The sequence below is a fragment of the Polaromonas sp. OV174 genome (assembly GCF_900112285.1).
Taxonomy (GTDB): Bacteria; Pseudomonadota; Gammaproteobacteria; order Burkholderiales; family Burkholderiaceae_C; genus Polaromonas.
Genome location: NZ_FOKZ01000020.1, coordinates 17,380 through 40,281, shown reverse-complemented (window position 1 = coordinate 40,281; position 22,902 = coordinate 17,380). Strand labels below are relative to the sequence as shown.

Sequence of the window (22,902 nt, the reverse complement as noted above, 5' to 3'; positions counted from 1 at the left end):
CAAGCTTCAGCGCATAGAAAAACTCATGTCTGGCCATCCTGGGCCAGCAGTTTGCGAATCGGTGCCGGTAAACCCAGATCAGGCCAGGCCGTCGGGCTGAACCAGGCCCCGGGCCTGGCCTCCGAGACCATGGCTTGGGGCATGGCTTGGCCCTCCCCAAAGCCGGCGATCCATGGCGACAAGTACAAGTCCTTGTGCGTCAGCACATGCACAACCTGCGGTAAGGGCTCAAACCGGTTTTGCAAATTGGGCGGTAACAGCGCTTTCAGCTCATCATCGCTATCAAACACCGGCAGGCAATAAAGCCCACCCCAAATACCAGTGCTGGAGCGCTTTTCAAGCCAGACCGAGCCATCGGGTTTCTGCGCCCACAGCAGGCTTAGAGCCTGTGCGCTGCGCTTGAGCTTTCTGGTCTTGACAGGGTATTTATCGGGCTCACCCGCCGCAAAAGCACCGCACAGCGTCTGCACCGGGCATAGCAAGCACTGCGGCTGCCGTCCCGTGCATACCGTGGCACCCAAGTCCATCAGCCCCTGCGTGTAGCGCGGCATGGTTTGCGGTAAATCCTGCTTCGGCAGCAGTGCTGTCGCATGGGCCCAGAGCGCCCGCTCATTGGCGCTTTGCGCCAGGTCACCGGAAAACCCAAGCACCCGCGTGAGCACCCGCTTGACATTGCCATCCAGAATGGCGACGCGTTCGCTAAAACAGAACGATGCGATCGCCGCCGCCGTTGAAGGGCCTATGCCGGGCAGAGTTTGCAACTGCTGCGCCGTCGTCGGGAAGCGGCCCGCATGCAGCGCCATCACGTCCTGCGCACAACGATGAAGATTGCGCGCACGGCTGTAATAGCCCAAGCCACTCCACAAGCCCAGGACCTCATCCTGGCTTGCCGCGGCAAGATCGCTCACGGCCGGAAATCGCTGTAAAAACCGGGCGTAGTAATCAAGCACGGTGACCACCTGGGTCTGCTGCAGCATGATTTCGGAGAGCCAGACGCGATAAGGATCGCGCGTGTTTTGCCAAGGCAAGCTGTTGCGTCCATGGCTTGCTTGCCAACGCACAACCTCCCCGGCAAACCCGGCAATAAGGGCCGGGTTCAGCGCTGGCGGCTGGTTTCCAAGGACAGACGAATCAGTGGCGGCCGGCTGGCGCCGGATTTTTGTGGAAGCCATAGACGCGCCTCAAGCCGGCAAGGCCACGCGCGCCGCGGCAGCCGCCGCATCCAGCGTTGCAGCAGGCAGGGGCGGCGCGCCCAGGAGGTGCGAAGTCAAATCCGTCAGCTTGGCATCCAGCTCATCAAGCACATTGTCCTGGTCGTCAATCTCGGCAATCCGCTCATCCAGCCCCGAGGCGGCCTGCTGGATGCGCTCTATGGCCTCCAGCCTGCGCCCGAAGTTGCGGCGCCTCTCGCGCAACTGTGCGTCCAGCTGCGAGGCGGCAGACTTGTTCCAGAGCTCAACCTCACCCAATGCGGACTCATAGACCACGCGCAGCCTGGTGGCCAGGGCACGCACCAGGCGCTCGGAAAATTCAGCCTGGGCAAGTTTCAGTACATTGCTGACCCCCAGATACTGCAAATGGCTGCGCTCTATCAGATTCAGGTCATTCACAAACTGGGTGAAGTCCAATGACTTGGGCGCCTGCAGCGAAAAGCTGAACTCGGCATTGAGCTGGCGAAAAGACGCTGTCAGCATGGACTGAATTTCGCCGCTGAGTGCCTGGGACTGCTGCAGACCTTCACGCAGCCGCGCAAAGGTCTGACCATAGGCCTTTTTAAGGCCCAGCTTGATGCCAGGCTGTTTCAGCGCACGCGTCAACTCCGCCAGTTCGGCCTTGAGCGTGGGTGTACCCAGCAGGATGAATACCTCGCGCAGCAATTTCAGGTGCACCGAACGCACCGCATAAATCCTGGCGCCGCTGGCATCGAATTCGGCCTGCTCCTGCTCGATGCGGCTGCGCATGTGCTTGATCACAGAAACATTCTTGCCCCTGAGACCACGCAGTTCCATCATCTGCTCGGCCAGGTCGCGCCGGCGTATGTGCATGGCGCGTCCGGCCTCGCCCCTGATCTCGGCAATGCCGCCGGCCACCGTGGCATTGAGGATTTTCTGGCGTTGCCCCATCACCCCTTGCCCCAGCGCCAGTTCTAGCGCCGGCAACTGGCTGGCCTGCAGCAGCGCCTGATCGCCGGTGACCTTGGCGACCAGGCCTTTTTGTGCCGAAACGGGAATAACTTGCGCGGCAGGAAGGCCCAATATTTCAGCAGACGTGGCGCGCTGCCGGTCAATTTGCGCCTGTACCTGCTCGGGCGTGCTCAAGGCATCCCACAGGGTGTCGATTTTATTGAGCACCACCAGGCGCGCATCCGCCCCGTCGCTTTCGGTAATCAAGTGTTCACGCCAGATGGACAGGTCAGACTTGGTCACCCCGGTGTCGGCCGCCAGAATAAACACCACGGCATGAGCCTGGGGAATCAGGCTCACCGTCAATTCGGGTTCGGCACCAATGGCGTTCAGGCCTGGGGTGTCGAGAATGACTAGGCCTTGCTTGAGCAAGGGGTGGGCAATATTGATCAGCGCATGGCGCCATTTCGGCACCTCGACCAGCCCGTCGGCACCGACCAGCGGATTGTCTTCTGGACTGCTGTCATGCCAGAAACCAAGCGCCCTGGCCTCATCCTGGGTGACATGCAGCACTTCGGCCACTTTTTCCAGTGCCTGTGCCAGTTGCTCCGGGTCATTCACGTCCAGGTCTACGCGCGTCCATTTTTCAGGCACCATGCGCCACTCCATCAGGGCCTGAGTCTGCAAGCGCGTTTCTATGGGCAAGAGACGCAAACAGGGCGGCACGTCGGCGTCATAACCCAGCTCGGTCGGACACATAGTGGTGCGGCCTGCGCTTGCCGGCATGATGCGGCGGCCATAGCCGGCAAAAAAGATGGCATTGATCAGCTCGGATTTGCCGCGCGAGAACTCAGCCACAAAAGCCACCATGACCTTGTCGGAACGCACTTGCGCCTCCAGTCGGCGCAGCCTCTCCTCCACCGCCGCGTCCAGCAGGTCATGGTCTTTCATCCATTCGGCAAGCAGCTTCAGGCGCAGTGCAAAGCCGCGTCGCCAGACGCCGTGCTGATCGAATTGTTCGTTAAAAGACATCCGGTTTCCGTTAAATTGTTCACGGCCAATATAGCATCGCCCTCCCAAAAATCTGCTAGCCCACTACCGGACACTCACGATTTCTGGCAGTTGCCGCAGTAAAAGGTGGAACGCTGGCCCTGTCGCAGGCTTTTGATGGGAGTGGCGCAGACCTTGCAAGGCAAACCGGCACGGTCGTAAACCATGGCGTCCAGCTGGAAATGCCCGGCCTCGCCCTGGGCATTGGAAAAGTCCTTCAGAGTACTGCCGCCCTTTGCAACGGCTTGCGCCAATACCTCTTGAATGGCGTGATGCAGCAAGGCCGCACGCGGCTTGCTGATGCGCCAGGCTTTGGTGGTCGGCCGTATGCCGGCCAAAAACAAGACTTCAGAAGCATAAATATTGCCCACACCCACCACCGCCTCGCCACCCAGCAGCACCTGCTTGATGGCCGTCTTCCTGAGCTTGAGCGCCTGATAAAAGCTCTGTGCGTCAAAGTCCTCACTGAGCGGCTCCACACCCAGCCGGTCCAGCAGCTTGCGCGCCACCGGGTCACTTTCATCGCTGGCGTACACCACCGCCCCAAAGCGGCGCGGATCGTTCAGGCGCAAAGTGCCCAGGCTGGTCACCATCTCAAAGTGGTCATGCTTGCCCGGCACGGGCAGTTCCACGCCAAAGCCTAAGCTGCCCGACATCCCTAAGTGAATCAGCAACAAGCCCCCGCTCAAGTCCAGCAAAAGATATTTGCCGCGACGGCGCACGGCCAGCACGTCTTGACCTTGCAACTGCTGCGGCCGGCAACCCAGCGGCCAACGCAAGGGCTTGCCCAGGGACACGGTTTCAATGCGGGCACCGGCAATGCGCTCGGCAAAGCTCAGGCGGGTGACTTCAACTTCGGGCAGTTCTGGCATAGGTTCACAAATGGAGACACAAAAACAGAGGCACAAGGCCAGACCCTGATGGCGGGAAGGAAAACACGCCTGGGGAGCATCTATTATCATGACCCGATGAAGAAAAAACTTGGCCTTGTTTTTGGCTGCCTGTGCTTGGTCGCTCCGCTGGTTTTTGCACAGGCCCCGGCACCCGACGAGCCCGCCACGGCGCCCGGGCTCGCCGAGGCGAAAGCCGCACAAGACGCGGCAGTGCCATCAGCCTTGGACAGCGCCCTGTTTTACCAGTTGCTGCTCGGCGAAATCACCCTGCAAGAAGGCGAGCCGGCGGCGGGATTCGCGCTGATGCTGGATGCGGCCCGCAAGACCAACGATGCCCAGCTCTATCAGCGTGCCACCGACATCGCCCTGCAGTCGCGTTCCGGCGATGCGGCGCTGCAAGCCGCCAAGGCCTGGCAGCAGGCTCAGCCCAGCTCGCGCGAGGCCAATCGCTATGTGTTGCAAATCCTGATTGCCCTGAATCGCGTCGCCGACACGGCAGAGGTGCTGGAAACTGACATCCGGCTGGCACCGGCCCCCGAGCGATTGGCGGCGCTGGCCGCCGTGCCGCGCATCTACGCCCGCGTCAACGACAAAAAACTAGCCAGCGCGACAGTAGAAAAAGCCTTGGCCGACTACCTGAACCAGGCCGCGACCGCCAGCGCCGCCTGGACCACGCTGGGCCGCATGCGCCTGGCCGCCAACGACAGCAGCGGCGCACTGGATGCCGCCAAGCGCGCCCAGGCCTTTGATGCCAGCGCCGAAGGTCCGGTGATCGTGGCGCTGGACTTGATGGACCCCAAGCTGCCCGAGGCGGAAAGCCTGGTGCAGAAATACCTGACCAGCAATGCCAAGGCCCTGCCCGAAATCCGCCTGGCTTATGCCCGGGCCCTGCTGGATGCACAGCGCTATACAGAAGCAACGGCCCAGTTGCAGCTAGTGACGAGTGAAAAACCCGACTTCCCCCAGGGCTGGCTGGTGCTGGGCTCAATGCAGCTGCAAGACAACCAGCTCACCCAGGCCCGGGCATCGCTGGAACGCTATGTCGCGCTGGTTCAGCAGCAAGCCCCCCAGGCCGACGACAAGCGCGGTCTGGCCCAGGCCTATCTCTGGCTGTCGCAAGTGGCCGAAAAGCGCAAGGACTATGCCGCAGCAGAAGCCTGGCTGAGCAAGATAGACAACTCGTCAGACCTGGCGCAGGCCCAAATCCGGCGTGCCTCCATTCTGGCCAGCCAGGGCAAGCTGAACGAAGGCCGCCAGCTGATTCGCCAGTTACCCGAACGCAGCCCCGAGGACAGCCGCCAAAAACTCAACGCCGAAGTCAACCTGCTGCGCGAAGTCAAACAATATCAGCCAGCGTACGACCTGCTGGTCCAGGCCCTGGCCAAAACCCCCGAGGACACGGATCTGCTCTACGACCAGGCCATGATGGCCGAAAAACTGGGGCGCCTGGATGAGATGGAGCAACTGCTGCGCCAGATCATCCAGCTCAAGCCCGATTTCCACCATGCCTACAACGCTCTCGGTTATTCACTGGCGGAACGCAACCTCAGGCTGCCGGAGGCGCGGGAGCTGATCCAGAAAGCGCTGAGCTATGCGCCTGCCGACCCCTTCATTCAGGACAGCCTGGGCTGGGTTGAGTTCCGCCTGGGCAACAAGGCCGAAGCGGCGCGGATTTTTGAAACCGCCTACAAGGACAAACCCGACGCCGAAATTGCCGCTCATTTTGGCGAGGTCCTCTGGAGCCTGGGCTTGCATGAGCGCGCCAAAGCCATCTGGAAAGAGGGTCAACTGATCAACCCCGACAACGAAACCCTGCTCGAGACGCTCAAACGCCTGCGGGTCAGGCTCTGAGCCAGGATCACGCCTTGTTCTTCTCTGCTCGCCTGCGCCTGCTGCTGGTTCTCGGCTGCTTGTTTACTACTCTTTTTATAGCTGGATGCGCTCGCCCCATAAGGGCTACAGCCTTAAATGATTCAAATACAGGGTTTTGGACCGGCCGTCTCAGCCTGCAAGTCCATAGCGAGCCCGCGCAGTCTTTCTCGGCCGGCTTTGAACTCAAGGGCCAGGCCGAGCGCGGTGAACTGACTCTGATCAGCCCCTTGGGAAACGTGCTCGGCATCTTGCGCTGGTCGCCCTCCGAGGCCGTGCTGGACTCTGGCGACCAGAAGATCCAGCGCTTTACCTCGATCGACGAACTGACGACGCAGGCCACGGGCGCGGCACTGCCGCTCGGCGCGCTGTTTGCTTGGCTGCAGGGGGATAACGCCAGTGTCAGCGGCTGGTCTGCCGATCTGTCGCGACGCAGCGAAGGCCGCATTTCCGCCAAAAGAGTCCAGCCCAGCCCGCAAGCCGACCTTCGCGTCGTGCTGGATCAATAAACCCTTATTCGCTGGCCCCATGGCCCACCGAAAGCATCAAGCGTGACTCGCACCCTTCTCTCATCGCCGCCTCTCAAAGCCCTGTACGACGTCCCTGCGCCGGCCAAACTCAATTTGTTTTTGCATCTCACCGGGCGCCGGCCCGACGGCTATCACTTGCTGCAGTCGGTGTTCATGCTGATCGACTGGTGCGACACGCTGCACTTTGAGCTGCGCAGCGACGGCCAGATCAGCCGCACCGACCTGAGCACGTCTGGGCATCCCGCCGAAGCACTGCCCGAGCAAGACCTGGCGGTGCGGGCGGCCCGCGCCCTGCAGGCGGCCTGCGGCACTTCCCTGGGCGTGCATATCAGCCTGGAAAAACGCATTCCCTCGCAAGCCGGCATGGGCGGAGGCTCTTCGGACGCCGCGACTTGCCTGCTGGCGCTGCAACGCCTTTGGGGCGTGCGCCTGCCGGCGGCGGAATTGCGCGCCCTGGCCTTGTCGCTGGGCGCGGACGTGCCTTTTTTCCTCTCCGGCGGCCATGCCTGGGTGGAAGGCATTGGCGAAAAAATCACCCCCATCAGCCTGCCCTCAGCCCACTTTTTAGTGGTCAAACCAGCGGTCGGTTTATCGACTCAAGCAATTTTTAATGCGCCCGGCCTAAAACGCGATTCAGAGACTGCTATAATTCAAGGCTTTGCTGCATATGCAAATGATCAAATTTTTAAATTTGGCCATAATGACTTGCAGCCGGTAGCTCAGGAACTTTGTCCGCAGATTGGCCAGTCGCTCGATTGGCTTGAAGCACAAAATCTTCAGGGGCGAATGACCGGCTCAGGAAGTGCTGTATTTGCGCAAATTTTGCAAGACCTTGATTTACCCGAAGCCCCCGGCGACTGGAAAATAAAAAAATGCAAAAATTTGGAGGCGCATCCTCTAGCCGGTTGGTAGAATGACGGCTCTTGAAAATGCGCGTTCAAGCGACGATTAATAGGTCGGTTGTTGGCAACAACAATTGTCCTGTGTAGGGGTGTCGCCAAGTTGGTTAAGGCACCGGATTTTGATTCCGGCATTCGCAGGTTCGAATCCTTCCACCCCTGCCAAATTTGCAAGCCTGCGGGATAGTCCCGCAGGAATTTAAGAACCCGGACCCGCATCGTGCGGGTCTGAGTGTTTTTGGAAACGCAAGCAATCGGCACTCACTGCCAAGTCCCTGTTGCAAGGCGTTTCCCGTGCGTATTTTGCCTCGATAGAAATTTCAGCCTCCTTCTTCAAGTCCGACAGCAGCTGGGCCCAACATGCAAACGCACCACCCCGACTTCATGGTTTTCACCGGCAATGCCAATCCAAGCATGGCCGCCGAAATTGCCCAACACCTGGGCACCTCACTGGGTGCCGCCCATGTGGGGCGCTTTTCAGACGGTGAAGTCACCGTCGAAATCCAACAAAACGTGCGCGCCCGCGACGTCTTCGTGGTGCAGTCGACCTGCGCACCGACCAATGAAAACCTGATGGAATTGCTCATCATGGTGGACGCGCTGAAACGCTCGTCGGCAGATGAGATCGCCGCCGTGATTCCCTATTTCGGCTACGCCCGCCAGGATCGACGCCCGCGTTCGGCACGCGTCCCCATCACCGCCAAGGTGGTGGCCAATATGCTGCAGGCCGTCGGCGTGTCGCGCGTATTGACCATGGACTTGCATGCCGACCAGATCCAGGGATTTTTTGACATCCCGGTGGACAATATTTATGCCTCGCCCGTGTTGCTGGGCGACTTGCGCCAGAAAAATTATGCCGACCTGATGGTCGTTTCGCCCGACGTGGGCGGCGTGGTGCGCGCACGCGCGCTGGCCAAGCAGCTGGGCTGCGACATGGCCATCATCGACAAGCGCCGGCCCAAGGCCAATGTGTCCGAAGTGATGCACGTGATTGGCGACATCGAAGGCCGCAACTGCGTCATCATGGACGACATGATTGACACCGCCGGCACGCTGGTCAAGGCCGCTGAAGTGCTGAAAGAGCGCGGCGCCAAAAAAGTTTACGCCTATTGCACGCACCCGATTTTCTCTGGTCCGGCGATTGAGCGCATTACCCTGGGCGACGCGCTCGATGAGGTCGTGGTGACCAACACCATTCCGCTCAACCCGAATGCCCAGGCTTGCAAAAAGATTCGCCAACTCTCCGTGGCACCGTTGATCGCTGAAACCATGCAGCGCATCGCCAAGGGAGACTCGGTCATGAGTTTGTTTTCAGATCAAGAACAATCCGTTCTGATTTGATGCAAAAAGCTGGCTGCACAAAGCTCTCAGAGCTTGGGCAGCCTTTTTATATCGGGGTGCACTGGTCGCGGTCCACCCCTACTGGAGAAGATTATGAAATTTGTCGCTTTTGAGCGCGCTATGCAGGGCACGGGTGCGAGCCGCCGTCTCCGCATCACCGGCCGTACGCCCGGTATTGTTTATGGTGGCACGGCTGAGCCCTTGCTGATCGAAATCGATCACAACGCCTTGTGGCACGCCATCAAGAAGGAAGCTTTCCACGGCTCCATCCTGGAGATGGAACTGAACGGCAAAGAACACAAAGTTCTGCTGCGCGATCTGCAAATGCACCCGTACAAGCAACAGGTCCAGCACATCGACTTCCAGCGCGTTGAAGCCCGTACCCGCATGACCGTTAAAGTGCCAGTGCACTACAGCGGCGAAGAAGCTTCCCCAGCTGTCAAGACCGAGAACTGCCTGGTCAACCACGTGGTGACCGAGCTGACGCTGTCCTGCTTCCCAGCCGACATCCCTGAATTCATCGCCGTCGATTTGAGCGGCCTGAAAAAGGGCACCTCGCTGCACGTCAAAGACATCACGCTCCCCAAGGACGTGAAGTTTGTCGCCAAGGGCCAGGTCAACCCCGTCCTGGTGTCCGTCACGGCCATCGTGGAAGAAGTTGCAGCACCAGTCGCTGTGGTTGATCCTAAAGACGCTAAAAAAGGCGGCAAGGGCAAGAAATAACTTGCGGCTTGCATAGACCTCAATAGGTCGGCGGCCCCTACCCTCACGCGAGGGTATGGGCCGTTTTTCTTTGTCGGCCCGATAATCTCACCGACCAGCCCCCGCATGCACCGGCATGCCCTCTACTCTTTCATCACCGCACATGATCAAACTGTTTGTTGGCTTGGGCAACCCCGGCCCCGAATACGAAGCCACACGCCACAATGCCGGTTTCTGGTGGATTGACGCGCTGGCACGCGAACTGAAGGCACCGCTAAGCCTGGACAAAAATTACTACGGCCAGGTGGCGCGTACCACCATCAACGGCCAGACGGTGTGGCTGCTCAAGCCCCTGACCTTCATGAATCTGTCGGGCAAATCGGTCGCCGCGCTGGCGCGCTTTTTCAAGATAGCGCCCGAAGAGATTCTGGTCGCCCATGATGAACTCGATATCGTGCCCGGTCAGGCCAAGCTCAAATTCGGCGGCAGCCATGCCGGCCACAACGGCTTGCGCGACATTCACGCCCAGCTCGGCAGCGGCGACTACTGGCGGCTGCGCCTGGGCGTCGGCCATCCGGGCGTCAAATCCGAGGTCATCCACTGGGTGCTGAAAAAACCCTCGCAGGAACATCGCCAGGCGATTGAAGACAGCATTGCCCGCGCGCTCAAGGCCTTGCCCGAACTGCTGGGCAGTGAAATGGGAAAAGCCACCATGCTGATCCACACCAGCGTGGCACCACGGCCCAAACCGCCGCGCAAGCCAGAGACCGAATAAAGCTATTATTTTTATAGCTTCCTGCGCCCGACCCGATTGGGCTAGCGACCTAAAACGCTTAATTTTCTGGGCTCAGGCCTTGGGCAGGGCCGCCTGCAGGCGCAGGTATTTTTCAAACAGGGTTTCGCGGCTTTCAATGTGCGCCGGATCCACCGGAATGCAGGCCACGGGGCACAGCTGCACGCACTGCGGCTCGTCAAAATGACCCACGCATTCGGTGCATTTATGCGGGTCAATCTCGTAGATTTCCTTGCCCAGGTAAATCGCCTGATTCGGGCACTCGGGCTCGCAGACATCGCAGTTGATGCATTCATCCGTGATCAGCAAGGCCATGCTCAGTCTCCTTTTGCCGCCGCGTGGGCGGCGGCCAGCGCTGCGGCCACGGCCGGACTCACCATCTGGGCGACATCGCCGCCCAGCTTGCTGATCTCGCGCACCAGCGTGCTGCTGATGCATTGCAGCGGTGCATCGGGCAGCAAAAACACGGTTTCAACCTGCGGCCGCAGCTTGCGATTCATGGCCGCCATCTGGGCCTCGTAGTCGAAGTCGGTCAGATTGCGGATGCCGCGCACCACGGCCGAGGCCTGATGTGCGGCGCAAAAATCCATGATCAGCCCGTCAAACGGCAATACCGTCACGCCCGCCATGTACTCGGTCGCCGCCTGCACCTGTTGCACGCGAGCCTGCAGCGAAAACAGCGTCTTCTTGTGGTGCGCTGCGGCAACGGCAATCAGCACCCGATCGAACAGGCCGGCGGCGCGGCGCACGACATCGTCATGGCCCAAAGTAAAGGGGTCAAAAGTACCGGAATAAACGGCTATGCGCGGGATGGACGTCGGCGTGGTGGGCATGGGGGAATTATGCCCCGCCCTGCCCTTGCGCCGCCTCAGCGCCAGGCCGGTACCCACGAGCGCCGCACGGGCAGCCGCCGGGAAAAATCAAGCGTCAGCCAGCTTGGGCGACGCGTCGCCTTTGCTCAGCAGATGAAAGTGCACGGCGCCGGCCTTGCCGCTGCGTTGCAGTTGAAGGCCCAGAGGGAGCAGTTCTTCGTCGGTCCAGGCCTTGGGTGCCTCCAGGTAAACCAGGCCAGTGGGGCCAATGGCCTGTGCGGCGGCTTTCAGCGCGGACTCAAACTGGGTGGACTCAAACGGCGGGTCCAGAAACACCAGCTGCATGCTGCCCACGGCCAGGCGTCTGAGCATGGCCAGGCCGTCGCCGCGTTCAATCTTGACCTTGTCGATTTTCAGCCGCGCCTGCAAGGCCTTGAGCTGCAGCACCAGCGCCGGGTCCTGTTCGCACAGCAAAACCTCGGCCGCGCCGCGCGACACCGCTTCAAAGCCCAGCACGCCGGTGCCTGCAAAGACATCGGCACAGCGCCAGCCCGTCAGGTCCTGGCCCAGCCAGTTGAACAGGGTTTCCCGCACCCGATCCGGAGTCGGGCGCAGCCCGGGCACATTGGGCACAGCCAGCTTGGTGCGTTTGTATAGCCCGCCAATGATGCGGATTTCGCCGGGCGGCTTGGCGTGAGCCCTGGCGTGGGCGGCTTGCGCCCGCGCCTTGTTGCGCGTGGCGGCTGCCTGTTCGGAGGCCTGCGATGGTGGCTTGACGGCGGGTGTGAGGGGGGTGTATTTCATGAGGCGGCTCCAAGAATCACGGTCACCATTTTTTCGGGCTGCAGCTTGCGCGCAAAGGCGGCTTTGATGTCCGCAACGGTGACCTTATCCACCTGTTGCGTCCAGCGCTCCAGGTAGTCGAGCGGCAAATTATTCCACGCAATGCTGGCCAAATTGCTCAGCAGCTTGCTATTGCTGTCAATGCGCAGGGCAAAGCCGCCTATCAGGTTGTCCTTGGCGGCCTTCAACTCGGCTTCGGTCGGCCCCTGGGCGACAAAGTCGCTCAGCACCTGATGCACCAGCTGGGCCGCCTGCGTCGCCTGATCGGGCCGGGTCTGCAGGCCCACGGTGAAGCTGCCGGCATGCCGGCCGGGCGTGAAGCCGCTGGACACGCCATACGTCAGGCCGCGCTTTTCACGCACCTCGACCGTCAGGCGCGAGACAAAACCACCGCCGCCCAGAATGTAGTTGCCCACGGTCAGCGGGAAATAGTCGGGGTCATCCCGCTTGAAACCGGGCTGGCCTATCAGCACATGGGCCTGGGCCGAATCAAAGGGAATGCTCGTCTCTTTCGCCTGGCTCAGCGGCGCCACCTCGGCCACGGCCGGCAGCGGCGCCAGGCTGGCGCAGGGCACTTGCGGCAGACGCGACAGCAGGCTGGTAGCCATGGCGTCGGCCTGGGCCCGGGTGATGGCTCCCACCAGGCTGATGCGAGCCCGGCAGGCCACCACGCCGGCCGCATGCGCTGCCCGCATATCCGCCACGCTGATCTGCGCCAGCGTGGCCTCGCTGACTTCATAGCCATAGGGATGGCTGCCGTAGACCGCTTGCGTGTAGGCCCGGCCAATCACGTTGCCGGGGCGGGTGTAGGACTCCTTGAGCGCCGCCTGCATGCGCTGGCGTTCACGCTGCCAGACGCTGTCGGGAAAAGCCGGCTCGGCAATTTCACGCGCCGCCAGCGCCACAGCCTTGGCCAGCAAATCGGGCTCGGTCAGCGAGCGCAGGGAAAAACTCATGCGGTCGGAACCGGCACCCGCGCCAAACTGCGCGCCCAGATCGGCCCAGGCCTCGTTGAGCTGGCTTTCATCCAGTGCTGGTTCAATGGCCCCCACGCTTGTCGCTTCGCGTACCGCACTGCCCCCCGAGGGGGCTGAACTTGCTCGGGGCGGCCCGGCGCTGCGTTCGCCATTCCCGGCCAGCACGCCTTTGTCCAGCATGCCCGCCGTGACGCTGGCCAGGCCGGCCTGAGCCGCTGGATCACGGCGGCCACCGGCATCAAAATCGATCTGCACATCGACCATGGGAATGGCCGGGCTCTCGATCAGATAGACCTGGGCGCCGCCAGGCTGAACCCAATGCTGAATCGGGATCACCGCCAGCGCGATTGAATGAAGAAAAAGGCCTGTAGCGCCTATCAATAGGGCGCAAATAGCTCTACTTTTTATAGCAATCATGATGAATATATGGACTCGTTCGGTTCCTGGCTGGGCTTAATGCCGCAGCAAAACGTTGGGTTTGCCTGACTTGCGCGTGGGATCAGAGGGCTGTGGCAGCAAGGTCGCCTGGGTCATCTGCTCATCGCCAAAATACTTGGCGGCGACCGCCTGCACCTCGGCGCCGCTAATGCTGCGCAGCTTGGCGATCAGGCGCGCGCTGGCATCCAGCGGCAGGCCCTGGACCCAGTTGGAGCCCAGTTCACGCGCCTGGCTGAAGACCGAATCCAGCTTGTAGGTTTCGCTGGCCGTCCACTGAATCTTGACCCGGTTCAGCTCGGCCTCGCTGACGCCCTCGCGCGCAATGACGGCCACTTGCTGACGCAAGGCCTCTGCCACCTGCTCGGTCGTCTGGCCCTGCGCCGGAACGCCATCGAGCATGAACAGCTGCGGCCCCCGGCCTATCAGGCCGCTGGAGGCGCCAGCGCTGTCGGCCACGCGGCCGCCCGCAGCCGTCCCCTGCACCAGCGCGCGCTCCAGGCGGGCGCCGGGGTAGCCGTCCAGCACGGCAGCCAGCACGGTTAGCGCCAGGGCCTCACGGCTGGCTGTCGCGCTGACGCTAGCGCCGGCCGCATCGCTGAGCTCAAGCGGCTCCAGCTTGGGCACCTTGAAAGCCAGGTTGACATAAGCCTGGCTGGCGGGCGCCTTGAAGTCCAGACGACGTGTGCCGGCCTGCTCGGGCTCGCTGCGCGGCTTGCGCACGGGCACGGGTCCGGCCACCAGGACGCCATAGTATTTTTCGGCCAGCTGCCTGACCTGCGCCACGTCCACATCCCCGGCCACCACCACGGCAGCATTGGCCGGCACATACCAGCGACGGTGGAAATCACGCACGTCATCCGCTGTCATGGCGTCCAGATCGCTCATCCAGCCAACCACGGGGCGGCGGTAGGGCGAGGCCAGATAAGTCACGGCCGCCTGCTGCTCGTAGAGCATGGCCCGCGGCGAGTCTTCGGTGCGCAGCCGGCGCTCTTCCTTGACCACCTCGATCTCGCGCTTGAATTCGTCGTCGGCCCACTGGTTGTGGGCGAAGCGATCGGACTCCAGCTGCATCACCTCCTCCAGCGCAGCGGCGGGGATCTGCTGGTAATAGCCGGTGTTGTCGCGGCTGGTAAAGGCGTTTTCCTGGCCCCCCAGGGCCGCCACCCGCTTGGAGAATTCACCGGGCTTCACCGTGGGCGTGCCCTTGAACATCATGTGCTCCAGCGCATGGGCCACGCCCGAGGTGCCGTCCACCTCGTCCATGGAACCCACGCGCACCCACAACATGTGGGCGACGGTGGGCGCACGGTGATCCGGCTTGACGATAAGCGTCAGGCCATTGGCCAGCGTGAATTGCTCCACAGTCGCAGCGGTTTGCTGAGCCTGCGCCGGACTGCTCAAACCAAGGCTTAGCGCCGCGGGCAGCAGCAAGGCGGAAAAGCGCCGGGAAAGGGGTACTGAGAGCATCAAGAGGGCTCGCTTGGGGTGTTTCATAGAATAGAGGACTCTACAAGCATATTCAATGTTCAGTTTCTTCAAGAAAATAATCCGCCCTGCCACGCCGGCGCCATCGCCTGCGCCGGCTGCTCGTCCTGAGCTGCCACCTCTTGACGGGGCCACAGAACAGCCTATTGCGGCAGCGCCCATCCCGGCGCCTGCGGCAGCGCCAGCAACTGCGCCGGCCAACGCTGCCGGCTCGCTGATCGGCAGCGCGCTGGTCACGCCCATAGACATTTCTCAGGCCATTGCGCAGGTGGTGGCGCCCGAGCGCCAGCGCTGGGTCAGCAAGCTGCAGGACGGCCTGCGCAAGACCGGCTCCAGCATTTCCACCGTGTTTACCGGCAGCCGCATCGACGACCAGCTGTACGAAGACCTGGAAACCGCCCTGCTGATGGCCGATACCGGCGTCAATGCCACGGCCCACCTGCTGGACGAGGTCAAGCGCCGGGTCAGCTCCGGCGGCATGACCCATCCCGTGGCCGTCAAGAACGCGCTGGTCGAGGCCATTGCCGAGCTGCTCAAGCCCCTGGAGCAGCCCCTGGTGATTGGCCAGTACCAGCCTACCGTCATCATGGTGACGGGCGTCAACGGCGCCGGCAAGACCACCTCCATAGGCAAGCTGACGGCCCACCTGGCCAACGAGGGCGCCTCGGTGCTGCTGGCGGCCGCCGATACCTTTCGCGCCGCCGCGCGTGAGCAGCTCAGTGTCTGGGCCGACCGCAACACCGTCGAAATTGTCAGCCAGGAAGGCGGCGACCCGGCGGCCGTCAGCTTTGATGCCGTCAGTGCCGGCAAGGCGCGCGGCAAGGATGTGGTGCTGGTCGACACCGCAGGCCGGCTGCCAACCCAGCTGCACCTGATGGAAGAGCTGCGGAAGATCAAGCGGGTGGTGCAAAAGGCCGACGCTACGGCACCGCACGAAGTCTTGCTGGTGATAGACGGCAACACCGGCCAAAATGCCCTGGCCCAGGTCAAATCCTTCGACGAAGCGCTCCAGCTCACCGGTCTGATCGTGACCAAGCTGGACGGCACGGCCAAGGGCGGCGTGCTGGCGGCGATTGCCCTGTGGTCGCGCGAGCGCGCAAAAACCTCGCCCCAGCTGCGTCCGGTGCCGGTCTACTTCATTGGCGTGGGCGAAAAACTGGAAGACCTGGAAACCTTTAGCGCGCGTGAGTTTGCCCAGGCCTTGCTGGCCTGACGCAGCGCCGCTGCGGGAAACACCCAAAACCCCGGTACTTGCGTAAACCGGGCCGAGGTTTAAAGTCTGATGAGTTCCATCCGGGGATTCATCATGACCACTGCGGCCGACACCTCCACTTCCTCTGCTACCTCCGCCACGCCACGCAAGGTGGACCAGCTGCTGGCGCATTACGGCGAAAGTCACCAGAATCCGCGCAACGAGCTGATCCACTGCATCGCCATTCCGCTCATCATGCTGAGCCTGGTCGGCATGCTGTTCGCCCTGCATCCCTGGGTGGCCTATGGCTTCATAGCGGCCAGCATGGTCTATTACGCCCGGCTCTCCGGGGTGTTCTTCGTCACCATGCTGCTGTGGTCTGGCCTGGCCATCGCGCTGGTTTTCGCCATGGGGCAGCGGGTGCTGCCGATTTCCATGGCGGTTTTTGTGGGCGCCTGGATTTTGCAATTCATAGGCCACAAGATTGAAGGCAAAAAACCCTCGTTTTTCGAGGACATTCAATACCTCTGGGTCGGCCCGCTGTTCGTTTTGGCCAAACTATTCGAAAAGCTGGCTATACGCTGGTAACGGGCTTTATCTACTTGAATCAACGCCACCGCAGCCGCTTGCGCCAGCTTGAAAGCGGCGGCCCCATCCCCATTTATCTGTTTTGAAGGATTTTTGACGTGCCAAATTTTGCCAGTCGAATTGTGCGTTTTGCCCTGAAACTGTTGCTAGGCCTGTTTGCCGCCCTCTTTGCGCTCAGCCTGCTGGCGGCCGCACTGATCGTGCTGGCTTTCAGCCTGCTCAAGGCCCTGATCACCGGCCGTAAACCTGCACCTGCCGCGGTGTTTGGCCGCTTTCAACAGTTCTCGTCGCAAGGCATGTGGCCGGGCAGCGCCAAGCGCGAAAACAGCGGTCGTGGCGACGACGTGGTGGACGTCGAGGTGCGCGAAGTCCGTGTTGACAGACGCCTGCCCTGAAAACCGGGCAGCCCCCTATCCGTACCCTCACCCAGACCGTCCGGAACATTCAAGGCCACCCAAATGCTATCGAACTGATAGCTGATGGCGCGTGCTCCGCCTGCGCAAAAGGCCTATTTGACCTAAAAACGAGGGCATTTTCTTCCCCGAAATGCCCTCTGCCCAGTTTCTTCAAGTCAATGGATTTTCGCGCCAAACAAGGCCTCATCCATTGCCTCTTGGTCATATCTAGCTATCAAAACAAGAGCAAGCCACACTGATTGAGGACGTTATCGTCCTGCCACTCTTTACCAAGCGGAAACCTCAGGCGGCGAACTAACCATCCCGTGGCGTGGTCATAGAAACATCTGAATGACTACCTATTAGCCTTGAGCTATGCCTGTCATTGAACCTATTGCCTGGCACTCTCTCTAATCGAGTGCTAATATTTAAGCCTAGAGAAAAGGAGTTCTGCTGTGTCATATGCCCTTTCCAGTTCCGTCCTGAACACCACCATGGCTGCGTCTTCGGCTCAAACCGGCGCTTTGGCCACCGTCAATCCGTGGTCGCTGGTTCCGCCGCTGGGCAACCTGGACGCCTATATTTCAGCAGTCAACCGCCTGCCCATGCTGACGCTGGAGCAGGAACAGGAATACTCCAAAGAACTCAAGCAAAACAACGATCTGGATGCCGCCGGAAAGCTGGTGCTGTCGCACCTTCGCCTGGTGGTGTCGATTTCCCGCAAATACCTGGGTTATGGCCTGCCGCACGGCGACCTGATCCAGGAAGGCAACATCGGCCTGATGAAGGCGGTCAAGCGTTTTGACCCCGAGCAGGGCGTGCGCCTGGTGAGCTATGCCATGCACTGGATCAAGGCCGAGATTCATGAGTACATCCTGAAAAACTGGCGCATGGTCAAGGTGGCTACCACCAAGGCCCAACGCAAGCTGTTTTTCAATCTGCGCTCCATGAAACAGGGTTTCAAGGACGACGCCGATGCGGCAACGCACCGTGACACGCTGACCGAAGGGCAGATTGCCTCGATGGCAAAAACGCTCAACGTCAAGCGGGAGGAAGTGCTTGAAATGGAACAGCGCATGTCGGGTGGCGACGTGCTGCTGGACCCCAGCCCAAGCGATGACGGCGAGGACGCTTTTGGCCCGATTGCCTACCTGGCCGATGCGACGCAGGAGCCGACGGCCTTGATCGAGTCGCGCCAGCGCGACCACCTGGCCACAGGCGGCATTTCCACCGCCTTGCAGGAACTCGATCCACGGGCGCGCCGCATCGTGGAAGAGCGCTGGCTCAATGTCAATGACGACGGCTCAGGCGGCATGACGCTGCATGATCTGGCCGCCGAGTACAAGGTGAGCGCCGAACGGATTCGCCAGATTGAAGTGGCGGCCATGAAAAAAATGAAAAAGGTGCTGGCGGCTTTCGCCTGAGTCCGGGTGCCACGTGCGCCGCTACCAGCCTCGATCAAGAGCCTGTTCCCGAAATGGAACAGGCTTTTTTTCAGCTGTTTTTGAGCAGCAGACGAATATCCGAGGCCAGCACTTCGGCGCCAGCGCCATAACGGCTGTACAGCCGGATGCGGCCCTTGCCGTCAAAGATATAGCTGCCGGCCGAGTGGTCCATGGTGTAGCTGCCCGGTGTCTTGCCCTCGACCTTTTTGTAATAGAGCTTGAAGTCCTTGCCGACCTGGGGCAATTGCTCCAGTGTGGGTCGCAGCGCCAGAAAACTTGGATCGAAGTTGCCCATATAGGGCTTGAGCAACTCGGCCGTATCCCGCTCGGGGTCTACCGTGATGAAGATCGCCTGCAGCTTGTCGCCATCGGGACCCAGCAATTTTTTGACCTGCGCCAGCTCGGCCATGGACGTGGGGCAGACATCAGGACACTGGGTGAAGCCAAAAAACACCACCACAACCTTGCCGGCAAAGTCTTTCAGCGTGCGCTGCTGGCCGTTATGGTCGGCCAGGGAAAAACCCTGGGCGTAGTCGGCACCGGTCAGGTCGATGCTCTGAAACTGAGGTTTGTCGGGCGAGCAAGCCGTCAACAAACCTGCCGTCATGGCGAGCGCCAGTGACTGGACAACAAGGCGGCGGCCGAATCGTGGGCTAGAAGTTTTCATACGAGATAGTGGTCCAGCAACAAGGCTGCAAATAAAACTGAAAGATGGATCAGTGAAAAACGGAAGGTCTTGCGCGCCAGGGCATCGGAGTAGTTGCGCCACAAACGCCAGCCATACCAGCTAAAGCCCAAACTGAGCAGCACGGCAGCCACCAGATAAAGCCAGCCGCTCATCTTGAAAATATAGGGCATCAAGCAAGCGGGGAACAGCACCAGCGTATACAAAAACACCTGCAGGCGGGTGAACTCGTTGCCGTGGGTGACCGGCAGCATGGGCAGGCCTGCTTTGCGGTAGTCTTCAACGCGGTACAGCGCCAGCGCCCAGAAATGCGGCGGCGTCCAGAGAAAGATGATCAGAAAAAGTATCAGCGCTTCGGGGCCAACCGTTCCCGTCATGGCGGCCCAGCCCAACACCGGCGGCATGGCGCCGGAAGCGCCACCGATGACGATGTTCTGCGGGGTGAGTGGTTTGAGAATGACGGTATAGACCACCGCGTAACCGACAAAAGTGGCGAATGTCAGCCACATGGTCAGCGGATTGACCCAGACATACAAAATCCACGAACCCAAGGCGCACAGGCCGGCAGAAAACGCCAGCGTCAGCAGATTGCTGAGCTCGCCTCTGGCCGTCGCTCGCCAGGCGGTGCGCCGCATTCTGGCGTCAATATGCTGCTCGACCAGGCAATTGAACGCCGCAGCCGCGCCCGCCACCAGCCAGATACCGGCACAGGCAATCGCTGCGAGCTTCAGGTCGGCCCAGGTCGGAACGCCGGGAACCGCCAGCACCATGCCGATCAAGGCACAAAACACAATCAGTTGAACCACGCGCGGCTTGGTCAGGGCGTAAAACTGGGCGATGCGCGACGACGCATGGGACCTTGCGGTCGAAGCGGCAGGTGGGTTGCTGGGGTTCATACGGACACTCTCGAAGCACTCATGATTGACGCCTGCGCCGTCTGGCGGCTGCGACTTGAAAAAACAATACCGGTGAGCACCACCACCAGCGCAGCTGCGCCGCCGGTGTGCATGACGGCCGCCAGCAAGGGCCAGCCCAGCACCACATTGCTCAGGCCGGTGGCGGCTTGCAGCAAGGTCAGGCCGGCCAGCCAGCGCGCCTGCAGGCGCAAGCCCGGCATGCGGTGCAGGCCAAAGGCCAGCGCCAGCAGCACGGCAAACACCAGATAGGATGCCAAGCGGTGCGCATAGTGGATGGCCGTCAGAGCCTGGAAGCTGATATTCGCGCCATCATGCCCAGCGCCCAGCTCGCGCCACAGCGTAAAGCCCTGACTGAAATCCATGGCCGGCCAGAAGGAATTCTGGCAAGCCGGGAAGTCGGTGCAGGCCAGCACCGCGTAGTTGGTACTAACCCAGCCGCCCAGCGCTATCTGCAGCCATAGCAGTGCAAAAGCGGCAAGAACGCCTGCTCTTGCGGCGCGGCTCAAGGCCACAGGTACTAGGGTCCCTTGGGCCTGCGCGTAGCGCGCCGACTGGGCGCGCAGCAGCGCCAGCAAAGCCAGGCCGCAGAGCAGGTGCAAGGTAACTATTGCCGGAAACAGCTTCATGGTGACGGTGAGCGCGCCAAATGCACCCTGCAGGCAGACCCAGACCAGCGTCAGCGTGGGCCACCAGGGCGAGATATGGGCGCGCTTGCGCTCGCGCCAACTGACAATGGTCAGCGTCAGGATCAGCACCCCCACCCCCGTGGCCAGATAGCGGTGAATCATTTCAATCCAGGCTTTGGTGTGCGTGACCGGCCCCGTGGGCATGGCGGTCTGCGCCGCTTCTATGTGCAGCTGCGCACCCACCGGGCTGGCGCTGCCGTAGCAGCCCGGCCAGTCGGGGCAGCCCAGGCCGGAGTCGGTGAGCCGGGTAAAAGCGCCAAAAATCACCAGATCAAAGGTCAGAAACAGGGTGAGAAAGGTCAACAGGCGCAGACGCTGCGCCACAGGCGCATGCTTGTTGCGCGCCCAGACCCAGGCCAACGGTGCTAGCGCCACGGCCAGACCCATGATCATCAGGCGTAGCGCCGGACTCAGGTCGTAAAGTTCGGGGGTAGACATGAAGTGAGAGGTGAGCGAGTGCGGTTAAAGAACTAGCGCCCTGGCTTGTCCCAGCTGCTGGAGGCGCGCAGCAGACGATCCAGATCGCGCTTGGCCTTGGCAGCCGCCTCGGCATCCATCCGGGCCGGAAAACGCATCATCAGATTGCCCAGCGGATCCACCACATAAAGGTGATCTTCCAGACGCTGGCCGGCGGCCGGCTCCAGCCATTGGGCCAGAGCAGCCGGCGCCACCCGCAGCACCGCCGAAGAAGCCAGGGCTGGCCGCAAGGCCTCGCGCACGGGCGCCGCATCGTCAACCAGCCAGACGCGCTCCAGTCTTTCTTTTTCCTTGCCTAGTGATTCACGCAGCTGACGCTGAAAATACAGATTCTGTTCACAGCGAGCATCGCAGCCACCGTCTGCCACGCTCAGCAGCAGCCACTGGCCCTTCAGAGCAGTCAACTCGCCGGTCTGTCCGTCCAGTGCCTGTGTAGCCAGGGCGGGCAAAGGACGCTGCGGATCAATCAGCTCACCAAAGTTGCGCCGCCCTTCAGGCCTCACCACGTAGTAGGTGAAATAAGACGCGATCACCGGACTGGCGCAAACCAGCAGCACGGCCAACATTTTCCAGCGCCCTGCCCTGGTATTGGGCGTGCGGGTGGTGGACTGGTGAGGCATGGTGTGCACGGTCAGGCCCAAAGGCTGGTCTTGCGCAGCAAGGCTGGCGGCAGCACGGTGAGAAGAGGATTCAGGATGATCGTTGGTCACAGCAGTTAAAAGCAGTTAGGGCGGTTAAGGCGGTTAATCGCGGTCTTGGACGCGCAATGAGGTTCGTGATGAAGGCCGCAAGGCATTTCGAAAGGGAAGAATCAGTTGAAACCAGACATACAGGATCAGCACCAGGGCCGCCAGGGCAAACCACTGGAAAGCATAGCCATAGTGTTTATCCACGCCCAGATTCGGCGCCGCCCAGTCGCGCAGCAGCCCTTCGCTGGGCTCGCCGGTCTGCAGCAGCGAAACCTCGAGCAAGGGCAGACCAGTCTCGAGACGAAAAGCGTCCAGGTTCAGATTTTGCCGGATCGGCCCCAGATCTGCACCCTTAAACTCATATAGCTTGGACGGTGGCGGGGCAATCCGCCCCTGGACAGTCACCAAGCCGGCAGGCGTAGCGACTTGCGGCAGACGGGCGCGATTGGTGAAATCGCGCGGCACCCAGCCACGCTGCACCAGAATCACCTTTTGGCTGCCCTGCAAGGCCAGCGGGGTCAGCACCCAGAAGCCGGTTCTACCGCTCATGGAGCGGTTATCCAGATAGATGGTCTGCGCCGTTTGCCAGGTGCCTTGCAGCACGGCCGGCCTGTGCACCTCGTTTGCTATATTTTCAATAGCTACAAGTGATTGTGTATCAAGGGCTACAAGCTTGTTTTTCGATTCAATCGTGGCGTGCAAGAGCTCTTTTTGCGCCGCCCGACGCAACTGCCACTGTCCCAGTGAAAAAGTGGTTCCCGCCACCAGCACGGCGGCCAGCGTGATCAGCCAGAAGCGGGGTGAGCGCAAGGCCGGGGTCATGGACAGATAATCCTGTTCATGACTTATCTTGTTGCACTGGCATTTCTCGCCATTCTCGGCAGCCTAGCTGCCGCGCTTTTCTTCATGCTGAAAGACGGCAGCGACGGCAAACGCAAAACCAGCAACATGGCACGCGCTCTGGCGTTCCGTGTCGGGTTTTCGATTGTGCTGTTTGTCTGCATACTGATTGCTTGGAAACTGGGTTACATACAGTCAACCGGTATTCCGGCTGGCAAATAATTGAAAAAGGC

24 protein-coding genes and 1 tRNA gene are annotated in these 22,902 nt (G+C 61.1%); 12 read left to right on the top strand and 13 right to left on the bottom strand.

What is annotated here, in order from left to right:
• Positions 1-23: 23 nt before the first annotated feature.
• From mutY to mutM, 3 genes are all read right to left on the bottom strand, one after another.
• Complete coding sequence (mutY, locus tag BM160_RS16655) at positions 24-1,172, bottom strand: A/G-specific adenine glycosylase (RefSeq protein ID WP_092007297.1); 1,149 nt, start codon at positions 1,170-1,172, stop codon at positions 24-26.
• Between the two features lie 9 nt (positions 1,173-1,181).
• Complete coding sequence (locus BM160_RS16650; protein ID WP_092007296.1) at positions 1,182-3,155, bottom strand: dynamin family protein; 1,974 nt, start codon at positions 3,153-3,155, stop codon at positions 1,182-1,184.
• Between the two features lie 74 nt (positions 3,156-3,229).
• Entirely contained in the window at positions 3,230-4,045 is an 816-nt protein-coding gene (mutM, locus tag BM160_RS16645; protein WP_092007295.1) for a bifunctional DNA-formamidopyrimidine glycosylase/DNA-(apurinic or apyrimidinic site) lyase, read from the bottom strand.
• 96 nt (positions 4,046-4,141) lie between these two features.
• On the opposite strand from mutM, the gene BM160_RS16640 reads away from it, so the two are divergent.
• From BM160_RS16640 to pth, 7 genes are all read left to right on the top strand, one after another.
• Positions 4,142-5,917: a tetratricopeptide repeat protein gene (locus tag BM160_RS16640; protein WP_092007294.1), complete on the top strand. Its 1,776-nt coding sequence runs from the start codon at positions 4,142-4,144 to the stop codon at positions 5,915-5,917.
• A gap of 14 nt (positions 5,918-5,931) precedes the next feature.
• Positions 5,932-6,444: a lipoprotein insertase outer membrane protein LolB gene (locus BM160_RS16635; protein WP_092007293.1), complete on the top strand. Its 513-nt coding sequence runs from the start codon at positions 5,932-5,934 to the stop codon at positions 6,442-6,444.
• A gap of 42 nt (positions 6,445-6,486) precedes the next feature.
• Complete coding sequence (gene ispE / locus BM160_RS16630) at positions 6,487-7,377, top strand: 4-(cytidine 5'-diphospho)-2-C-methyl-D-erythritol kinase (RefSeq protein ID WP_092007292.1); 891 nt, start codon at positions 6,487-6,489, stop codon at positions 7,375-7,377.
• 75 nt (positions 7,378-7,452) lie between these two features.
• Positions 7,453-7,529, top strand: a tRNA-Gln gene (locus BM160_RS16625).
• A gap of 195 nt (positions 7,530-7,724) precedes the next feature.
• Entirely contained in the window at positions 7,725-8,705 is a 981-nt protein-coding gene (locus BM160_RS16620) for a ribose-phosphate pyrophosphokinase (RefSeq protein WP_092007291.1), read from the top strand.
• A gap of 93 nt (positions 8,706-8,798) precedes the next feature.
• Positions 8,799-9,428 carry a 50S ribosomal protein L25/general stress protein Ctc gene (locus BM160_RS16615; protein ID WP_092007290.1) on the top strand — a complete coding sequence of 210 codons (630 nt, stop codon included), beginning with the start codon at positions 8,799-8,801 and terminating at the stop codon, positions 9,426-9,428.
• A gap of 142 nt (positions 9,429-9,570) precedes the next feature.
• Complete coding sequence (pth, locus tag BM160_RS16610; protein ID WP_092007289.1) at positions 9,571-10,182, top strand: aminoacyl-tRNA hydrolase; 612 nt, start codon at positions 9,571-9,573, stop codon at positions 10,180-10,182.
• A gap of 72 nt (positions 10,183-10,254) precedes the next feature.
• On the opposite strand, the gene BM160_RS16605 is transcribed toward pth, so the two are convergent.
• The 5 genes from BM160_RS16605 to BM160_RS16585 all read right to left on the bottom strand — a co-directional run bounded on the left by BM160_RS16605 (position 10,255) and on the right by BM160_RS16585 (position 14,737).
• Positions 10,255-10,515: a YfhL family 4Fe-4S dicluster ferredoxin gene (locus tag BM160_RS16605; RefSeq protein WP_092007288.1), complete on the bottom strand. Its 261-nt coding sequence runs from the start codon at positions 10,513-10,515 to the stop codon at positions 10,255-10,257.
• A gap of 2 nt (positions 10,516-10,517) precedes the next feature.
• Positions 10,518-11,033, bottom strand: coding sequence for a pantetheine-phosphate adenylyltransferase (gene coaD, locus BM160_RS16600; protein WP_092007287.1), 516 nt, complete (start codon positions 11,031-11,033; stop codon positions 10,518-10,520).
• Between the two features lie 87 nt (positions 11,034-11,120).
• A complete protein-coding gene (rsmD, locus tag BM160_RS16595; RefSeq protein ID WP_092007286.1) occupies positions 11,121-11,816 on the bottom strand; it encodes a 16S rRNA (guanine(966)-N(2))-methyltransferase RsmD in 696 nt (231 codons plus the stop codon).
• Positions 11,813-13,249 (bottom strand): M16 family metallopeptidase, encoded by a 1,437-nt coding sequence (locus BM160_RS16590; RefSeq protein ID WP_177219047.1) that lies wholly within the window; start codon positions 13,247-13,249, stop codon positions 11,813-11,815. The genes rsmD and BM160_RS16590 overlap by 4 nt, the downstream gene beginning before the upstream one ends.
• Positions 13,250-13,285: 36 nt before the next feature.
• Complete coding sequence (locus BM160_RS16585) at positions 13,286-14,737, bottom strand: M16 family metallopeptidase (protein ID WP_369821796.1); 1,452 nt, start codon at positions 14,735-14,737, stop codon at positions 13,286-13,288.
• 55 nt (positions 14,738-14,792) lie between these two features.
• Here BM160_RS16585 and ftsY point away from each other — a divergent pair, with 55 nt between their 5' ends.
• The 4 genes from ftsY to rpoH all read left to right on the top strand — a co-directional run bounded on the left by ftsY (position 14,793) and on the right by rpoH (position 18,354).
• Positions 14,793-15,968 carry a signal recognition particle-docking protein FtsY gene (gene ftsY / locus BM160_RS16580; protein WP_092007283.1) on the top strand — a complete coding sequence of 392 codons (1,176 nt, stop codon included), beginning with the start codon at positions 14,793-14,795 and terminating at the stop codon, positions 15,966-15,968.
• A gap of 93 nt (positions 15,969-16,061) precedes the next feature.
• Positions 16,062-16,535, top strand: coding sequence for an Mpo1 family 2-hydroxy fatty acid dioxygenase (locus BM160_RS16575; RefSeq protein ID WP_092007282.1), 474 nt, complete (start codon positions 16,062-16,064; stop codon positions 16,533-16,535).
• A gap of 98 nt (positions 16,536-16,633) precedes the next feature.
• Positions 16,634-16,930 carry a hypothetical protein gene (locus tag BM160_RS16570; RefSeq protein ID WP_092007281.1) on the top strand — a complete coding sequence of 99 codons (297 nt, stop codon included), beginning with the start codon at positions 16,634-16,636 and terminating at the stop codon, positions 16,928-16,930.
• A 494-nt stretch (positions 16,931-17,424) separates the two neighbouring features.
• Entirely contained in the window at positions 17,425-18,354 is a 930-nt protein-coding gene (gene rpoH, locus BM160_RS16565; RefSeq protein WP_092007280.1) for an RNA polymerase sigma factor RpoH, read from the top strand.
• A gap of 70 nt (positions 18,355-18,424) precedes the next feature.
• Here rpoH and BM160_RS16560 read toward each other — a convergent pair whose 3' ends face one another.
• From BM160_RS16560 to BM160_RS16540, 5 genes are all read right to left on the bottom strand, one after another.
• Positions 18,425-18,982: an SCO family protein gene (locus BM160_RS16560; protein WP_092007336.1), complete on the bottom strand. Its 558-nt coding sequence runs from the start codon at positions 18,980-18,982 to the stop codon at positions 18,425-18,427.
• 56 nt (positions 18,983-19,038) lie between these two features.
• Complete coding sequence (cyoE, locus tag BM160_RS16555) at positions 19,039-19,956, bottom strand: heme o synthase (protein ID WP_092007279.1); 918 nt, start codon at positions 19,954-19,956, stop codon at positions 19,039-19,041.
• A complete protein-coding gene (locus BM160_RS16550; protein WP_092007278.1) occupies positions 19,953-21,101 on the bottom strand; it encodes a COX15/CtaA family protein in 1,149 nt (382 codons plus the stop codon). The genes cyoE and BM160_RS16550 overlap by 4 nt, the downstream gene beginning before the upstream one ends.
• A gap of 32 nt (positions 21,102-21,133) precedes the next feature.
• Positions 21,134-21,760: a hypothetical protein gene (locus BM160_RS16545; RefSeq protein ID WP_092007335.1), complete on the bottom strand. Its 627-nt coding sequence runs from the start codon at positions 21,758-21,760 to the stop codon at positions 21,134-21,136.
• 123 nt (positions 21,761-21,883) lie between these two features.
• Complete coding sequence (locus BM160_RS16540; protein WP_092007277.1) at positions 21,884-22,651, bottom strand: SURF1 family protein; 768 nt, start codon at positions 22,649-22,651, stop codon at positions 21,884-21,886.
• An 18-nt stretch (positions 22,652-22,669) separates the two neighbouring features.
• On the opposite strand from BM160_RS16540, the gene BM160_RS16535 reads away from it, so the two are divergent.
• Positions 22,670-22,891: a twin transmembrane helix small protein gene (locus BM160_RS16535; protein ID WP_092007276.1), complete on the top strand. Its 222-nt coding sequence runs from the start codon at positions 22,670-22,672 to the stop codon at positions 22,889-22,891.
• Positions 22,892-22,902 lie beyond the last annotated feature (11 nt).

Coding starts and splice junctions, on each gene's coding strand:
- rpoH (WP_092007280.1), top strand. CDS start 17,425: ATGGCTGCGTCTTCGGCTCAAACCGGCGCTTTGGCCACCGTCAATCCG.
- BM160_RS16590 (WP_177219047.1), bottom strand. CDS start 13,249: ATGATTGCTATAAAAAGTAGAGCTATTTGCGCCCTATTGATAGGCGCT.
- BM160_RS16545 (WP_092007335.1), bottom strand. CDS start 21,760: ATGCCTCACCAGTCCACCACCCGCACGCCCAATACCAGGGCAGGGCGC.
- rsmD (WP_092007286.1), bottom strand. CDS start 11,816: ATGAAATACACCCCCCTCACACCCGCCGTCAAGCCACCATCGCAGGCC.
- BM160_RS16605 (WP_092007288.1), bottom strand. CDS start 10,515: ATGGCCTTGCTGATCACGGATGAATGCATCAACTGCGATGTCTGCGAG.
- mutY (WP_092007297.1), bottom strand. CDS start 1,172: ATGGCTTCCACAAAAATCCGGCGCCAGCCGGCCGCCACTGATTCGTCT.
- BM160_RS16560 (WP_092007336.1), bottom strand. CDS start 18,982: ATGACGGCAGGTTTGTTGACGGCTTGCTCGCCCGACAAACCTCAGTTT.
- BM160_RS16650 (WP_092007296.1), bottom strand. CDS start 3,155: ATGTCTTTTAACGAACAATTCGATCAGCACGGCGTCTGGCGACGCGGC.
- mutM (WP_092007295.1), bottom strand. CDS start 4,045: ATGCCAGAACTGCCCGAAGTTGAAGTCACCCGCCTGAGCTTTGCCGAG.
- BM160_RS16550 (WP_092007278.1), bottom strand. CDS start 21,101: ATGTCTACCCCCGAACTTTACGACCTGAGTCCGGCGCTACGCCTGATG.
- cyoE (WP_092007279.1), bottom strand. CDS start 19,956: ATGAACCCCAGCAACCCACCTGCCGCTTCGACCGCAAGGTCCCATGCG.
- BM160_RS16535 (WP_092007276.1), top strand. CDS start 22,670: ATGACTTATCTTGTTGCACTGGCATTTCTCGCCATTCTCGGCAGCCTA.
- BM160_RS16540 (WP_092007277.1), bottom strand. CDS start 22,651: ATGACCCCGGCCTTGCGCTCACCCCGCTTCTGGCTGATCACGCTGGCC.
- ftsY (WP_092007283.1), top strand. CDS start 14,793: ATGTTCAGTTTCTTCAAGAAAATAATCCGCCCTGCCACGCCGGCGCCA.
- BM160_RS16620 (WP_092007291.1), top strand. CDS start 7,725: ATGCAAACGCACCACCCCGACTTCATGGTTTTCACCGGCAATGCCAAT.
- BM160_RS16585 (WP_369821796.1), bottom strand. CDS start 14,737: ATGCTCTCAGTACCCCTTTCCCGGCGCTTTTCCGCCTTGCTGCTGCCC.
- BM160_RS16615 (WP_092007290.1), top strand. CDS start 8,799: ATGAAATTTGTCGCTTTTGAGCGCGCTATGCAGGGCACGGGTGCGAGC.
- coaD (WP_092007287.1), bottom strand. CDS start 11,033: ATGCCCACCACGCCGACGTCCATCCCGCGCATAGCCGTTTATTCCGGT.
- BM160_RS16640 (WP_092007294.1), top strand. CDS start 4,142: ATGAAGAAAAAACTTGGCCTTGTTTTTGGCTGCCTGTGCTTGGTCGCT.
- pth (WP_092007289.1), top strand. CDS start 9,571: ATGATCAAACTGTTTGTTGGCTTGGGCAACCCCGGCCCCGAATACGAA.
- BM160_RS16575 (WP_092007282.1), top strand. CDS start 16,062: ATGACCACTGCGGCCGACACCTCCACTTCCTCTGCTACCTCCGCCACG.